Raw genomic sequence first — 17,243 nt, 5'->3', positions numbered from 1 at the left:
GGGTCCCTCCGTCGCGCGCGGGCGTCGTCACGCCGCGTCTGGTGACAGGCAACACGACGGGGACTAGGGAGTTTGTTAAGAGCGGCGGGCAATCGCCGGGGACCGGTGAAGTGTGAGGATTGTGCTAGGACCCACCGCCTACGGTCAGTCGCGGGCACCATCGAGACGGGGGACCTGTGCGGCCGACGGACGACTGGACGACGCAGACGGAGCTGGAAGCATCGGTCGAGCGGCTGCTGGATGTGCACGCGAGGGTCATGGCCCACGTGTTCGCGTTGATCAGCGAGACCGGAGCCGAGACCGCCGCAGCGGCACCGGCCGGTGCCGCTGCCGCCGCGGCCGGGACCGCCGGCCCCTGGATCGCCGCGCCGGAGGTACCCGAGCGGCCGCCGACGACGGGGGAGCCCTATCCGCTGTCGCCGACGCAGCGGGAGATCTGGTTCCTCGACCAGCTCGGCGACGCCTCGTCCCAGGCCTACAACGAGACCGTGCTGCTGGACCTGGCCGGGCCGCTGGACGCCGCGACGCTGCACCGCGCGCTGGACACTGTGGTATCGCGGCACGACAGCCTCCGCACCGTCTTCTCCGAGGACGGCGCCTGGCAGCGGGTGCTGCCGCACGCGCCGGTCGAGCTGCCCGTCGTGGACGTCGGCGCCGGCCGCACCGCATGGCTCGACGGGCGGGTGCGGGAGACGTTCGACCTGACCCGCGGGCCGCTGCTACGCGCCGCGCTGCTGCGCCTCGCCCCCGAGCACCACCAGCTGCACCTGCTCGTCCACCACAGCGTCGTGGACGGATGGTCGTTCGTCGTCGTCATCGACGAGCTGCTGCGGCTGTACGAGCAGCTGCGCGGCGGCGTCTCCGCCGGGCTCGTGCCCGCCCCGGTGTACCGGGAGCACGTCGCCCGCCTGACGGCCCGCCGCGAGGGCCCGGCCGGGGCCGCCGCGGCGGCGTACTGGACCGAACGGCTCCGCGGGCCGCGCCCGGTGCTGCAGCTGCCCCTGGACCGCCCCCGGCCCGCCCGTGGCGCCGGCCGGGCCGCCCGCCTCGACCTGGCGCTGGACCCCGCCGTCGCGGACCTCGCCGCCACCCGCGCCCGGGAGCTGCACAGCACGCTCTTCACGGTGCTGTTCGCCGCGTACGCGCACCTGCTGCACCGGCTCACCGGCGAGGACGACGTCGTGGTCGGCATCCCGGTGGCCCAGCGTGACCACCCCGGCGCCGACGTGCTCGTCGGGCATTGCAACACGGTGCTGCCGATCCGGCTGACCCGCGATGGCGCCGCCACCTTCGCCGAGCAGGTCCACGCCGTGCAGCAGGCGCTCATCGGCGCCTACGACCACCCCGACTTCAGCATCGAGCTGCTGCGCACCGACGGCGCCGACCCGGGACCGCTGCTGCGCACGTTCTTCAACCTCGACCGGGCCAGGGTCATGCCGCACCCGACCGGGGTGCACGCGTCGGTGGTGACGCCGCCCGCCGCGGTCGCGAAGGTCGACCTGTTCGTCGACATGCTCGCCGTCGGCCGTGGTCTCACCGTCATCTTCGAATACGACACGGCCCTGTTCGACGCGGCCACCGTGCACGGGTTCGCGGCCATGTACGAGCACGTGCTGCGCGGCCTGACCGCCCGGCCCGGCGACCGCGTCGACGCCCTGGAGCTGACCCCGCCGGCGCAGCGCCGGGAGCTGCTCGCCGCCGGCCGCGGACCCGTGACCCCGCCGGTCGCCGCCCGCAACGTCCTGGAGCTGTTCGAGGCGCGCGCGGCGGCGACCCCGGCGGCGATAGCGGTCGTGCACGACGGCGAACGACTGTCCTACGCGGACCTCGACACCCGCGCGGAGACGCTCGCCCGGCGGCTGCGGGCGCATGGCGCCGGCGTCGAGGACCGGGTCGGGGTGCTCCTGCCCCGCGGCGCCGGTCTCGTCGTCGCGGTCCTCGGCGTGTGGAAGGCCGGTGCTGCGTTCGTCGCGCTCGACCCGGACCAGCCCGTCGCCCGCCGCGCCGCGGTCGCCGCGGACGCCGGGGTACGGGTCGCGGTCACCACCACCGCCCTGGCCGCACAGTTCGACGGCACTGGCGTGTGCCTCGACGAGGACGCCACGGACGTGGCCGCCGTCCCGCTTTCGCGGCGGCCTCCCGGCGCGCTCGCCTACGTCATCTACACGTCGGGGTCGACGGGCCGGCCCAAGGGCGTCATGGTCACCGACGACGCGCTGCTGGCCGTGCAGCGCGGCTGGGAACGGGCGTACCGGCTGCCGGACCGGATCACGTCGGTGCTGCAGATGGCCAACTTCGGCTTCGACGTCTTCGTCGGCGACCTCACCCGCGCCCTGTGCAACGGCGCCCGGCTCGTGCTGTGCCCCCGCGACCTGCTGCTGCAGCCGGAGCAACTGCTGGACCTGCTGCGGCGGGAGGCCGTGGACTGCGCGGAGTTCGTGCCGCTGGTCGCCCGGCGCCTCGCCGAGCACGCCGCCGCGACCGGCGCGCGCCTGCCCGGGATGCGGCTGCTGATCGTCGGCTCCGACCTCGTGCACGCCGACGACCTCGTCCGGCTGCGGGCGCTGCTCGGGCCCGGCGGGGAGGTCGTCAACTCCTACGGGCTGACCGAGGCGACCATCGACAGCACCTACCTCGTGCACGACCGGGCCGACGACGGCGGTGCGCTGTGCCTCATCGGCGGGCCGTACCCGAACGCCGAGGCGTACGTGCTCGACGACGACCTGCGGCCGGTCCCGGTCGGCGTGCCCGGCATGCTGTACGTCGGCGGCGCCCTGGCCCGCGGCTACGCCGGCCGGCCGGACCTCACCGCCGCCGCGTTCGTCCCGCACCCGCACGCGGCCGTTCCCGGCGCGCGGCTGTACCGCACCGGGGACCTGGCCCGCTACCGCCGGCGCGGCGACGGGCTCACCATCGAGTACCTCGGCCGCCGCGACCACCAGGTGAAGATCCGCGGCTACCGGATCGAGCTCGGCGAGGTCGAGGCTGCGGTCCGCGCCGTCACCGGCGCCGCCGAGGTCGTCGTCCTGCCGCACCGCGGCGACACCGACGGCGACGACCGGCTCGTCGCCCACGTCGCCACCGGCGGATCCGACGCGTCCGGGCACCACGAGTCCGGGCAACTCGCCGACTGGCACGAGCAGCTCGGCGGGCGGCTGCCGCGCTACATGGTCCCCGACGGCTACGTGCTGCACACCGCGCTGCCCGCCAGCCGCAACGGCAAGATCGACCGGGCGGCGCTGCTGGCCCGCGGCACCGACGGCGTCCAGATCGCCCGCCGCGCCTACGTCGCCCCGCGCACCGACCTCGAGCGGCGCCTCGCCGAGGTGTGGTCGGAGGTGTTCGACCGCGAGCGGATCGGCGTCGAGGACGACTTCTTCGCCCTCGGCGGGCACTCGCTGCTGGCGACGCGGCTGGTCAGCCGGGCCCGCACCGCGCTGGGCGTGGAGCTGACGATCCGGGCGCTCTTCGAGACCCCGACGATCGCCGGCATCGCGGGCGGTCTCGAGGCCGGCGCCGCGACCGGTGCGGGCGAGATCGGGACCCGGCCCGCGCTGACGGCCGCCACCGACCGCCCGGCGGTCGTGACGCTGTCGCCTGCGCAGCAGCGGCTGTGGTTCCTGCACGAGTTCGAGGGGCCCTCCGCCACGTACAACATCCCGCTCGCGCTGCGGTTGACCGGCATCCTGGACCGCGACGCGCTGCAAGCCGCGTTCCGTGACGTGGTCGCCCGGCACGAGTCGCTGCGCACGACGGTGCGCACCGTCGCCGGGTCCGCGGTGCAGCAGATCACGCCGGCCGCCGCGGTGCGGGTCCCGTTCCAGACCGAGGCCGTGCACCCCGGCGACCTGCCCGGCGCCGTCGCCGCCGCGGCCGCCGCGCCGTTCGACCTCACCGCCGACCTGCCGCTGCGCGTGCACCTGTTCGCGCTCGGCGCCGACGAGCACGTCGTGGTCGCGGTCCTGCACCACATCGCCGCCGACGCCTGGTCGGTCACGCCGCTGGCGCGCGACCTCACCACCGCCTACGCCGCCCGCCGCGACGGCAACCCGCCCGCGTGGGCGCCGCTGCCGGTGCAGTACGCCGACTACACCCTCTGGCAGCAGCAGCTCCTCGGCGCGGAGACCGACCCCGGCAGCGTCCTGAGCCGGCAGGTCGCCTACTGGCGCGACGCCCTGACCGGCGCCCCCGACGCCCTGGAACTGCCCGGCAGCGGCACCGGCGCCTCCGGCTCGGCGGACGGCGCCGACGTGCGCTTCACCGTCGAGCCCGCCCTGCACGCCGCCCTGGCGCAGCTGGCCAGGCGCGCCCGCGGCAGCGTCTTCATGGTCGTGCAGGCCGCCCTCGCCGCGCTGCTCACCCGGCTGGGCGCCGGCACCGACATCCCCATCGGCAGCCCGGTCGCCGGCCGTCTCGACGAGGCCCTCGACGACCTGGTCGGCTTCTTCGTCAACACGCTCGTGCTGCGCACCGACACGTCCGGCGACCCGACGTTCCGTGAACTGCTGGACCGGGTCCGTGACACCGACCTCGCCGCGTACGCGCACCAGGACGTGCCGTTCGAGCATCTCGTCCTGGCCCTCAACCCGCCCCGCGCCGAGGGCCGCAGCGCGTTCTTCCAGGTGATGCTGGTCGCCGACGGCACCGAACAGGTCCACGCGCAGCTGTCCGGTCTCCTGATCGCCGAGGAGCCGGTGGCGGCGACGACCTCGACGTTCGACCTGGTGCTGGTCCTGCGGGAGCGCTTCGCCGCCGACGGGCAGTGCGCCGGCATCCGGGCCGAGCTGCGCTACCGCACCGACCGCTTCGAGCCCGCGGACGCGGCCCGGCTCACCACCCGGCTGCTGCGGGTGCTCGCCGCCGTGGCCGCGGACCCGGACGTGCGCTGCGCCGCGCTGGACGTCATGGACGGCACCGAACGCGACCTCGTGCTGCACACCTGGCCGAGCGGCGGCACCCCGGTGCCGCCCGGACCCGGGGCGCCGGCGACGCTGCCGGCGCTGGTCGAGGCGCAGGCCCGGCAGCACCCGCACGCCGTCGCCCTCGACGGGGCGGACGGACCGGTCACCTACGCGGAGCTGGACGCCCGGGCGGCGCGGCTCGCCGCGAGGCTGCACGCCCTCGGCGCGGGACGCGACGGCCTGGTCGCCCTGGCGGTGCCCCGCGGTGCCGGGCTCGTCGCCGCCGCCTACGCCGCGGGCAAGGCCGGCGCCGCGTTCATGCCCGTCGACCTCGACGCCCCCACGGTCAGGATCGCGTCGCTGCTGCGCGACGCCCGCCCGGCCGTCGTGGTGACCGACCGCGCCCACCGCGACCTGCTGCCCGACGTGACGATCGCCCTCATCGACGACGACGACGCCGGCGCCGACACCGACGCCGCGCCGCTGCCCGCGGCTGCCGCGCCGCTGCCCGGCGATGCGGCCTACCTGCTCTTCACGTCCGGCTCCACCGGGCGGCCCAAGGGCATCCTCGTGCCGCACCACGCGATCCTGAACACGTTGCGGTGGTACGTCGACGAGGGTCTCGTCACGCCGGCCGACCGGGTGCTGTTCAAGACACCGATCACCTTCGACCCGTCGCTGCTGGAGCTGTTCGCCACGCTCGCGGCCGGCGCCACGCTCGTGCTCGCCGAACCCGACGGCTACCGCGACCCCGAGTACATCGCCCGGACCATCGAGCGGTTCGCGGTGACGTCGGTGCGGTTCGTCCCGACGACGATGCGCCACTTCCTCGACGTCGTCGACGCCGGGCGGTGCCCGAGCCTGCGGCACATCCTCTGCGGCGGGGAGAAGCTGACCGCCGAGCTCGCCGCCCGCTGCCTGGACACGCTCGACCTCGAACTGGTCAACCTGTACGGGCCGACCGAGGCGGCGGTCGAGGCCACCTCGTGGCGGGCGCACCGCGACGCGCTGCCGGCCCGGATCCCGATCGGCCGGCCGGTCGCCGGCACCCGCGCGTACGTCCTGGACGAGCAGCTGCGCCCGGTCCCACCCGGCGCGGTCGGGCAGCTGCACCTCGCCGGCGCCGGGCTCGCGCACGGTTACCTGGACCGGCCCGACCTCACCGCCGCCGCGTTCATCCCCGACCCGTTCGGCCCGCCCGGCGGGCGCATGTACCGCACCGGCGACCTGGTCCGCTGGGACGACGACGGCCAGCTGTTGTTCCTGCGCCGCGCCGACACCCAGGTGAAGCTCCGCGGGGTGCGGATCGAGCTCGGCGAGGTCACCACGGCGCTGCGGGACGTGCCCGGGGTCCTGGACGCGGCCGTGCTCGTGCGCGACGTCGACGGCGAGCCGACCCTCGTCGGTTTCGTCGCCCACGGCGACGCCCCGCCCCCGGCCGCCGCCGGCGTGCTCAAGCGGCTGCGGGCGGTGCTGCCCGCGGCGATGGTCCCGACCCGGCTGGTGCCGATGCCCGCGCTGCCGCTGCTGGCCAGCGGCAAGACCGACGAGCGCGCCCTGGCCACCGTGCCGCTGCAGGCCGTCATCACCACCTACGTGGCACCCCGCACCCCCGCCGAGGCCTCGATGGTGCAGGTGTGGGGGGAGGTCCTGGACCGACCGGGGATCGGTGTCGAGGACGACTTCTTCGCCCTTGGCGGCCACTCGATGCTCGCCACCCGCCTCGTCGCCCGGATCCGCACCGACCTGGGCGTCGAGCTGCCGGTGCGGGCCGTGTTCGAGGCGCCGACCCCGGCGGGGCTCGCGGCCCGCCTCGACGGTGCCGCCGGCACGACCAGACCAGCGCTGGTGCCGGGGCCACGCCCCGAGGCCGTGCCGCTGTCGTTCGCCCAGCAGCGGCTGTGGTTCCTGTACCAGCTGACCGGCCCGAGCGCGACGTACAACGTGCCGCTGTCGATCCGGCTCACCGGCGCCCTGGACGCCGGCGCCCTCGCCGGTGCGCTGCGGGACGTCGTCGCCCGGCACGAGAGCCTGCGCACCACCGTCGTGGAGGTCGGCGGCGTCGCCACGCAGCGGGTCGTGCCCGCCGCGGACGCCACGCCGCAGGTCGGCCTGACCGTCGTGGACTGCGGCCCGGACGGCGCCGACACCGCGCTGGAGGCCGCGGTCGGCACCGCGTTCCGGCTGGAGGCGGACCTGCCGCTGCGGGCCTGGCTGCTGCGCGTGGGCCCGGACGAGCACGTGCTGTGCGTCGTGCTGCACCACATCGCGTGCGACGGCTGGTCGATGGTGCCCCTCGCCGCCGACCTGGCGCGGGCGTACGCCGCCCGGGCGGCCGGCGACCGGGTCCGGTGGGAGCCGCCGCCGGCCCAGTACGCCGACTACACCCTCTGGCAGCAGGAGCTGCTCGGCTCGCCGCGCAACATGCGCAGTCTGCTGTCGCGGCAGACCGCGTTCTGGCGCCGGGCGCTGGCGAAGATCCCGGCCGAGCTGGCGCTGCCGTTCGACCGGCCCCGCCCGGCGGTGCCGACGTCCGCCGGCGGCGGGATCCGCTTCACCGTGCCCGCCGGTGTCCACGACGGCCTCGCGGTCCTCGCGAGGGGGCACCGGGCCAGCACGTTCATGGCGGCGCAGGCCGCGTTCGCGGCGTTGCTCACCAGCGTCGGCGCCGGCACGGACATCCCGCTCGGCACGCCCGTCGCCGGTCGCGCCGACCCGGCCCTCGACGACCTCGTCGGGTTCTTCGTCAACACGCTCGTGCTGCGCACCGACACGTCCGGCGACCCGGCGTTCACCGACCTGCTGGCCCGCGTCCGCGACGCGGACCTGGAGGCCTACGCGCACCAGGATGTGCCCTTCGACCATCTGGTCCGCGCGCTGAACCCGGCCCGGTCCGGGTCCCGGCATCCGCTGTTCCAGGTGATGATCGTCGCCGACGACACCGACCGGGAGACCCTGGAGCTGCCCGGGCTGCGGATGCGGATCGAGCCGACGGCGTCGAGCACCGCCAAGTTCGACCTGAACCTGATGCTGCGGGAGCAGCTCGGCCCGGACGGTGCCCACCTCGGCATCGAGGGCCTGCTCGAATACAGCGCGGACCTGTTCGACGAGCCGACCGTGTGGCGGCTCGCCAGGCGCTTCACGACGCTGCTCGCCGAGGTTGTCGCCGACCCACAGACCCGGTGCTGCCGACCCCTGGATGTCCGCGACCCCTCCGCGAAGACGGTGACCGCTGGTGAGTGACCTCATGACCAATCCCTGGCTGCCCAACCGGCGGCGCACCGCCGGCACGGTCCTGCGGGTCTTCTGCTTCCCGCACGCCGGCGGCGCCGCCTCCGCGTTCCGGACGTGGCAGCAGGACCTGCCCTACGGGCTGGAGGTGTGCCCGGTGCAGCTGCCCGGGCGGGAGTCCCGCTTCGGTGAGCCGCTGCCGACGGGCGTCGTCGACCTCGTCCCGGGTCTCACCGAGGCGCTGCTGCCGGCGCTGGATGTGCCGTTTGCTCTGCTGGGCAACAGCATGGGCGCGCTCATCGCCTACGAGCTGGCCCGTCACCTGCGCCGGGAGTACCAGCTGAGCCCGACCCGACTCGTGGTCGCCGGCGCGAACCGGCCCGGCGGCGCGGCCCGCATGCCGGCGCTCAGCCACCTGCCGGACCTCGAGTTCGGCCGGGCGATGCAGGCCCGGCACGGCGGCATCCCCGCCGCGGTGCTCGACGACCCGCAGATCGCCGAGATCTACCTGCCGGTGCTGCGGGCCGACATGGCGATGGTCGAACGGTACGTCCCCGAACCGGGCCCCCCGCTCACCTGCCCGGTCAGCGCGTACGTCGGTGCCGGCGACACCGTGTCCACCCCGGAGGACGTCGACGGGTGGGCCGCGGTGACCTCCGGCCGCTTCGACCGGCGGGTCCTGCCCGGCGACCACTTCGCCGTCCTGGCTCACGGCGGCCTCGTCACCGGCCGGCTCGCCGACGAGCTCGCCCTGCGCTGAACCGCACCCATCTTTGAGAGGACACCGACATGGCCGACGACGATGACAGCCGCCGCTACACCGTGGTGGTCAACGACGAGGAGCAGTACTCGATCTGGGCCGACGGCCGCGACGTCCCGGCCGGCTGGCGCGATGCCGGCTTCTCCGGCACGAAGGACGAGTGCCTCGCCCACGTCACCGAGGTCTGGACCGACATGCGCCCGCTGAGCCTGCGCCGCGCGATGGAGCACCAGAGCGTATAGGGGCTGTATCGAAGTGGATGGTCGGGCTGCGGCGGACTCAGGCGCCGCCTGGACCCGCGCCGGTCACGCCTGGATACAACCCCGGTATCCAGGCGCGCCCGGCGCGGCCCCAGCCGACGCTTGAGCCTCGCCTCGCTCCAACCCCCACTTCGATACAGCCCCTAAGCGTTCTGCTAGAGATCCGCCGCGGCCCGCCGGGCCGCGGCGGACCCGCGTGATACTCGACTTCCCGCTCACGCCCGGCCCGTCCGCGGTCCGCCGCCGGAGGCTCAGGGCCCTCTTTCCGAAGGCGGTGCGGCCCATGGCGCACGAGCGTTCCCTCGACGGTCAGACCTCCGAAGCCCGTGCCGGGCTGCTCGCCCGACTGCGCGCTGCCGGCGAAGCCGACCGCGACCGGATGCTGCTGGACGTGGTCAGGGCCGCGGTCGTCGCCGCCACCGGCAAGCCCGGCCCGGTCGAAGGCGGTCTGGCGTTCCGGCAGCTCGGCGTGTACCGCGCGATCGGCACCAGCCTGCGGGAGGAGCTGGCCACCGCCACCGGGGTCCGCATCCCCGCGACGCTGCTGTTCGACTACCCGACGCCGGTCGCCGTCGCCGGGTTCCTGCGCGACGAACTGCTCGGCGAGCGCACCGGCGGGGCCGCCTCGGTGACCCACGCCGCCGTGGCGTCCGAGGATCCGGTCGTGATCGTCGGCATGAGCTGCCGGTACGCGGGCGGCGTCGACACCCCGGAGGCCCTGTGGCGCCTTGTCGCGGACGGATCCGACGCCGTCACCACGTTCCCCACCGATCGCGGCTGGCGGACCGACCTCTACGACCCCGACCCGGACGCGGTCGGCCGGTGCTGCACCCGGCACGGCTCGTTCCTGCACGACGCCGCCCAGTTCGACGCCGCGTTCTTCGGCATCAGCCCGCGCGAGGCGCTCGGCATGGACCCGCAGCAGCGGCTGCTGCTCGAGGTCGCCTGGGAGGCCCTCGAGTCAGCCCGCATCGACCCGCTGTCGGTGGCCGGGCGCCCCGGCGGCGTCTACGTCGGCGTGCCCTACACCCACTACGGCCCGGCGCTGCATCGCCCCGCCGACGGCATGCACGGTTACCTGCTGACCGGCAGCCTGACCAGTGTCGCGTCCGGCCGGGTCGCCTACACCCTCGGCCTGGAGGGGCAGGCCGTCACCGTCGACACCGCCTGCTCGTCCTCGCTCGTCGCGCTGCACCTGGCGACCCGGGCGCTGCGCGGCGGCGAGTGCGAGCTCGCCCTCGTCGGCGGCGTCACCGTCATGTCGACGCCGGGCGTGCTCATGGAGTTCAGCCGCAAGCGCGGCCTGTCGCTGGACGGGCGCTGCAAGGCGTTCTCCGACGACGCCGACGGCACCGGCTGGGGTGAGGGCGCCGGCATGCTCGTGCTGGAGCGGCTGTCCACCGCCCGGGCCCGCGGGCACCGGGTCCTCGCCGTCGTGCGGGGCTCCGCGCTCAACCAGGACGGCGCCTCCAACGGCCTGACCGCCCCGAACGGCCCGTCGCAGCAGCGGGTCATCCGCGCCGCGCTCGCCGACGCCGGACTGCAGGCGGGCGAGGTCGACGCCGTCGAGGCGCACGGCACCGGCACCGCGCTCGGCGACCCGATCGAGGCGCAGGCCATCCTCGCCACCTACGGCCGGGACCGCGACGGTGCGCCGCTGTGGCTGGGCTCGCTGAAGTCGAACGTCGGGCACACCCAGGCCGCCGCCGGTGTCGGCGGCATCATCAAGATGGTCCTCGCCATGCACCACGGCGTGCTCCCGCAGACCCTGCACGTCTCCGCGCCGTCCACGCACGTCGACTGGGCCGGCGGCAACGTGTCGCTGCTGCGCGAGGCCGTCGCGTGGCCGGAGACCGGACGGCCGCGTCGCGCCGCCGTGTCGTCCTTCGGCGTCTCCGGCACCAACGCCCACGTGATCCTGGAGGCGCCGGCGCCGCAGGACACCGACCAGCCGGCCGCTGCGACGGAGCTGGTGCCGGTGCCGATCGTGGTGTCCGGCCGCGGTGAGGCGGCGCTGCGCGCGCAGGCCGCCCGGCTCGCCGGGTTCCTCGACGCGCAGGACCTCGCCGGCGTCGGCTGGTCGCTGGTCAGCACCCGCGCCGCCCTGCCGCACCGCGCCGTCGTCGTCGGCGCCGACCACGACGCCGTCCGCGCCCAGCTGCGGCGCATCGCCGACGGCAGCACCGCCGGCGTCCTCGCCCGTCCAGGCGGGAAGGTCGCGTTCGTGTTCCCCGGCCAGGGCTCCCAGTGGGCCGGCATGGCCGTGCGGCTCCTGGACACCGACGCCGGGTTCGCCGCGTCGATCGCCCGGTGCGAAGCGGCGTTCGCGCCCTACGTCGACTGGTCGCTGACCGCCGTCCTGCGCGGCGAGCCGGGCGCCGCGCCTCTGAGCCGTGTCGACGTGGTCCAGCCGGTCCTGTTCGCGGTGATGGTGTCCCTCGCCGGGATGTGGCGCGCCGCCGGCGTCGCACCCGACGTCGTCGTCGGGCACTCCCAGGGCGAGATCGCCGCGGCGCACGTCGCCGGCATCCTCTCCCTCGACGACGCCGCCCGCGTCGTGGTGCTGCGAAGCCAGGCCCTGTCCGCCCTGACAGGCAAGGGCGGCATGCTGTCGGTGGCGCTACCGGCCGGCGACGTCGCAGCGCGGATCGCGGACTGGGCCGGCCGGCTCGGCGTCGCGGCCGTCAACGGCACCACCTCGGCGGTGGTGTCCGGCGAGCCCGCCGCCCTCGACGAGTTCACCGCGGTGTGCGCCGCCGCCGGGGTACGGACCAAGCGCATCGACGTGGACTACGCCTCCCACGGGGTGCACGTCGAGGCGATCCGGGACCGGCTGCTGGACGTGCTCGCACCCGTGGCGCCGCTGGCGGCGACCGTGCCGATGCACTCGACCGTCGGTGCCGACCTCGCGGGCGTCACCGTCGGTGGCGCCGACTACTGGTATCGCAACCTGCGCCACAGCGTCGAGTTCGCCGCCGCCGTCCGCGCCCTCACCGACGCCGGCGTCACCACGTTCATCGAGGTCAGCGCCCACCCGGTGCTCACCGTCGGGATCCAGGAGACCCTCGACACCCACGCCGGGGACGCGTTCGTCACGGGCACGCTGCGCCGCGACGACGGCGGCCGGGACCGGTTCCTCACGTCGCTCGGCGCCGCCTACGCGCACGGTGCGGCCGTCGACTGGACCGGCGTGTTCGGCCCGGACCGGCAGACCGTCGCCCTGCCGACGTACGCGTTCCAGCGGCAGCGGTTCTGGCTCGAGTCGCCGCTGCTGGAGGACCCGGCGACGACGGCGACCGGGCCGAGCGTGGACGGCGAGTTCTGGGCCGCCGTCGAGCAGGCCGACGCGGCCGGGCTCGCCGGAGTGCTGTCCGCCGACACGGACGCGGTCGCCGCCGTGCTGCCCGCGCTGCGCACCTGGCACGAGCACCGGGCCGTCCGCGGCCTGGTCGACGGCTGGCGGTACAAGGTCCGCTGGGACGCGCTGCCCGAGCCGTCCGCCGTCACCCTCACCGGCGAGTGGCTGATCGTGCATCCCGACCCCGAGACCGTGCCAGGGCCCATCGTCGCGGCCCTGATCCGGCACGGCGCGACCGTGCGGGTCCTCGCTGTCGACCCGTCCAGCACCGACCGCCCGGCGCTGTCGGACCTGCTGCGCGACGCGCTGTCCGGCGACGTGCCCGTCGTTGGGGTGCTGTCGCTGCTGGCCGCCGACGAACGCCTGCGCGACGCGGTGCCCGCCGGCGCGACCGGCAACCTGCTGCTGGTGCAGGCGCTCGCCGACCTCGGCGTCGCCGCGCCGCTGTGGTGCGTGACCCGCGGCGCGGTGGCCGTCGACGGCGAACGCCTCGCCGCCCCCGCCCAGGCCCAGACGTGGGGCCTCGGCCGGGTCGCCGCCCTGGAGCACCCGCGCACGTGGGGCGGCCTCATCGACCTGCCACCCGGCGACGGTGCCGACCTCGACGCCCGGGTGGCTGCCAGGCTGTGCGCGACCCTCGCCGGCCTCGGCGTCCCCGATCGTCCCGCCGGTGCCGCCGACAGTGCGTCCGGTCCCGGCGGTCCCGGCGGTGCTGGTAGTTCCGGTGGTCCTGGCGGTCCCGCTGGGTCCGCCGGCCTCGGAGGTCTCGTCGGTCTTGGTGGGGAGGACCAGGTGGCGGTGCGGGCCACGGCCGTCTTCGGGCGGCGGCTGGTGCCCGCCAGGACCGGATCGGCCGCGGCCACGCGCACGTGGCGTCCGTCGGGGACGGTCCTGGTCACCGGCGGCACCGGTGCCCTCGGCGGGCACGTGGCCCGGTGGCTCGCCGCCGCAGGCGCCCGCCGGCTGGTGCTCACCAGCCGCCGCGGTGCCGCGGCACCGGGCGTGGCCGACCTCGTCGCCGAGCTCGCCGTGGCCGGCACCGAGGCGAGCGTGGTCGCCTGCGACGTCGCCGACCGGGACGCCGTCGCGGCGCTCGTCGCCGACTGCGCCGGGCGGGGCGAGCCGATCACCGCCGTCATGCACACCGCCGGCGTCGCCGACCTCGCCGCGCTGCCGGACCTGACCGTCGACGGCATGGCGGCCGTGGTCGGCGGCAAGGTCGGCGGCGCGCTGCACCTCGCCGAGCTCCTGAACCGCGCGACCCTCGACGCCGTCGTCTACTTCTCCTCGATCGCGGCCGTCTGGGGCGTCGGCGACCACGGCGCCTACGCAGCCGCGAACGCCCACCTCGATGCGCTCGCCGAGCAGCAGCGCGCCGACGGCGTCCCGGCCCACTCGGTCGCGTGGGGCCCGTGGGCCGGCGGCGGCATGATCGCCGACTCCCTGGCCGACACGCTGCGCCGCCGGGGCGTGCCGCTCATCGACCCCGACCCCGCGATGCACGCCCTGCAGCAGGTCCTCGACCACGACGACACCACGGTCGCGGTCGCCGACGTCGACTGGGAGCGGTTCGCCGCCGTCTTCGGCAGCGCCCGGCGCAGCCCGCTCATCAGCGCGCTGCCGCAGACCCGCCCGGCGCTCGAGGCGGCACCCGGACCGGACGCGGCCGGGGCGGCCGGTGGCGGCGGGCTCGCCCGCGACCTCGCCGGGCTCGGCACCGCCGACCGTGACCGGGTCCTGCTCGACCTCGTCCGCGGGCAGGTCGCCCGGGTCCTCGGGCACGCCTCCACCGCCACCGTCGAGTCCTCCCGGGCATTCATGGAGCTCGGCTTCGACTCGCTGTCGGCCGTCGAACTGCGCAACGGCCTCAGCGCCGCGACCGGCCTGCGGCTGCCGGCGACGGCGGTGTTCGACCACCCGACCCCGGCGCACCTGGCCCGGTTCCTGCGCGCCGAGCTGTTCGGCGAGGCGCGGGAGGCGCCGGCCGCCGCACCCGTCGCGGCCGTCGACCGGGGCGACCCGATCGTCATCGTCGGGATCGGCTGCCGGTACCCCGGCGGCGTCCGCAGCCCCGAGGACCTGTGGCGGCTCGTGGAGGACGAGGTCGACGCGGTCGGTGCGATGCCCGCCGACCGCGGCTGGGACCTCGCCGGTCTCTACGACCCGGACCCCGACCGGTCCGGCACCACGTATGTGCGGCACGGCGGCTTCCTCTACGACGCCGCCGACTTCGACCCCGAGGCCTTCGGCATCAGCCCCCGCGAGGCCGTCGCCATGGACCCCCAGCAGCGGCTGCTGCTGGAGGTCGCGTGGGACGCCGCCGAGCACGCCCGGATCGCCCCGACGTCGCTGCGCAACAGCCGCACCGGCGTCTTCGTCGGCATGGCCGACCAGGCCTACGGCTCCAGGCCGCAGTCCGGCGCGGAGGGCATCGAGGGCTACCTCGTCACCGGCGGCGCGTCGAGCGTCGCGTCCGGCCGGATCAGCTACGTGCTGGGCTTGGAGGGCCCGGCCGTCACGGTCGACACCGCGTGCTCGTCGTCGCTGGTCGCCCTGCACCTCGCGGTGGAGTCGCTACGCCGCGGCGAGTGCGACCTGGCCCTCGCCGGGGCCGCGATGGTGATGTCGACGCCGTCGCAGTTCGTCGGCTTCAGCCGGCAGCGGGGCCTGTCCCGCGACGGCCGGTGCAAGGCGTTCGGCGCGGGAGCCGACGGCTTCGGCCTCGCCGAGGGCGCCGGCATGGTGCTGCTGGAGCGGCTGTCCGACGCCCGGGCCAACGGTCACCGGGTCCTCGCCGTCGTGCGCGGCACCGCGGTCAACCAGGACGGCGCCTCCAACGGTCTCACCGCGCCCAACGGGCCGTCACAGCAGCGCGTGATCCGCACCGCCCTCGCCGCCGCGGGCCTGGCACCGTCCGAAGTGGACGCCGTCGAGGGCCACGGTACGGGCACCCTGCTCGGCGACCCCATCGAGGCGCAGGCGGTCCTCGCCACCTACGGACAGGACCGCGAGATCCCGCTGTGGCTGGGGTCGCTGAAGTCGAACATCGGGCACACGCAGACCGCGGCCGGCATCGGCGGCGTCATCAAGATGGTCCTCGCCATGGAGCACGGCACGCTGCCCCGGACCCTGCACGCCGACGAGCCGTCACCGCACATCGACTGGTCCTCCGGCGCCGTGCGGCTGCTCACCCGGGCCCAGCCGTGGCCGGCGGGTGAGCGGCCGCGCCGCGCCGGGGTGTCGTCGTTCGGCATCAGCGGCACCAACGCCCACGTGATCATCGAGGAACCCCCGGCCGCCATCCCGGCCGCCACCCCCGACGCCGAGCTCCACAGCGCACCGACTGCGGCCGGCGGGCCGGTGCCGCTGGTGCTGTCCGCGTATGGCGCGCGGGCACTCGCCGCGCAGGCGACCCTGGTGCGCGAGCGGATCGGCGCGGCGGGAGCACGTGCCGACGACGCCACCGCCAACGACGTGGACGTCGCCGACGTCGCGTGGTCGCTGCTGACCACGCGGGCCGCCCTGCCGGAGCGCGCCGTCGTCCTCGGCCGGGACCGCGCCGAGCTGGCCGACGGTCTTGCCGCCCTCGCGTCCGGCGCCGAACCCACCACCGGCCCGGCCGTCGTGCGGGGCACCGGCGACGTCGACGGCCGCGTCGTGTTCGTGTTCCCCGGCCAGGGCGCCCAATGGGCCGGGATGGCGGCGGAGCTGCTGGAGACCACGCCGGTGTTCGCCGCGTCGGTGCTGGCGTGCGAGGAGGCGCTCACCCCGTTCGTGGACTGGTCGCTGCGTGCGGTGCTGCGCGGTGACGACGGCGCTCCCGGCCTGGACCGGGTCGACGTCGTGCAGCCCGCGTCATGGGCGGTGATGGTCTCCCTCGCCGCGCTGTGGCGCTCCCACGGCGTGCAGCCGGACGCGGTCGTCGGCCACTCTCAGGGCGAGATCGCCGCGGCCTGCGTCGCCGGGATGCTGAGCCTCGGCGACGCCGCCCGGGTCGTCGCGGAGCGCAGCAAGGCGATCGTCGCGCTCGCCGGCGGCGGCGCGATGGCCTCGGTCGCGCTGCCCGTCGCCGCCGCGCGCGACCGCATTGCCGCCGCTCCCGCCGACTCGGGCCGGATCAGCGTTGCGGTCGTCAACGCGCCGACGGCGGTCGTCGTCGCGGGTGACGTCGCCGCGGTGCACCGGTTCGTCGCCGACTGCACGGCCGACGGTGTGCGGGCCCGGCTCGTCGACGTCGACTACGCGTCGCACTCCGAGCAGGTCGAGTCCATCGAGGGCGCGCTGCTGGCGGCGCTCGCACCCGTGCGCGGCGTCGCCGGCACGGTGCCGATGCTGTCGACCGCGACGGGGGAGTGGCTCGCCGGCCCGCAGCTGGACGCCGGGTACTGGTTCCGCAACCTGCGGGAGACGGTCCGCTTCTCCGACGGCGTGCAGCGCCTCGTCGAGGACGGCTACCGGGCGTTCGTGGAGTGCAGCCCGCACCCGGTGCTCACCGTGCCGATCCAGGAGACCGCCGACGCGAGCACCGACGGCGCCTACGTGGTGGTCGGGTCGCTGCGCCGCGGCGACGGCGGACCGGACCGCTTCGCCCGCTCCGTCGCGGAGCTGCACGTGCGCGGTGGCGCGGTGGACTTCACGCCGCTGCTCGGGACGGGCCGCACCGTCGTGGACCTGCCGACGTACGCCTATCAGCGGCGCCGGTTCTGGCTCGACGGGGCGCCCGCCGCGGCGGG

Annotated in this window: 4 protein-coding genes; all 4 read left to right on the top strand. The window is 75.8% G+C overall.

The annotated features are described in order from the left end of the window. The first annotated feature begins 176 nt into the window (after window positions 1-176). Window positions 177-8,144: a non-ribosomal peptide synthetase gene (locus Dsi01nite_RS48430; protein WP_203853266.1), complete on the top strand. Its 7,968-nt coding sequence runs from the start codon at window positions 177-179 to the stop codon at window positions 8,142-8,144. Further along, window positions 8,137-8,892, top strand: a complete 756-nt coding sequence (locus Dsi01nite_RS48425; protein WP_203853265.1) for a thioesterase II family protein — start codon at window positions 8,137-8,139, stop codon at window positions 8,890-8,892. Before Dsi01nite_RS48430 ends, Dsi01nite_RS48425 begins: the two co-directional genes overlap by 8 nt. Before the next feature lie 29 nt (window positions 8,893-8,921). After that, window positions 8,922-9,134 (top strand): MbtH family protein, encoded by a 213-nt coding sequence (locus Dsi01nite_RS48420; RefSeq protein WP_203853264.1) that lies wholly within the window; start codon window positions 8,922-8,924, stop codon window positions 9,132-9,134. Window positions 9,135-9,426: 292 nt separating this feature from the next. Then, window positions 9,427-17,243: SDR family NAD(P)-dependent oxidoreductase (locus tag Dsi01nite_RS48415; RefSeq protein WP_444542526.1), on the top strand; the 7,817-nt coding region annotated here is incomplete at its 3' end.

This window comes from Dactylosporangium siamense (assembly GCF_016862795.1).
GTDB classification, from domain to species: Bacteria; Actinomycetota; Actinomycetes; order Mycobacteriales; family Micromonosporaceae; genus Dactylosporangium; species Dactylosporangium siamense.
The sequence above is the reverse complement of the archived record's forward strand: the minus strand, read 5'-3'. Positions and strand labels throughout refer to the sequence as shown.

Bases quoted from the DNA above. Each gene is read 5' to 3' on its own strand.
- Dsi01nite_RS48420 (WP_203853264.1), top strand. From the start codon at position 8,922: ATGGCCGACGACGATGACAGCCGCCGCTACACCGTGGTGGTCAACGAC.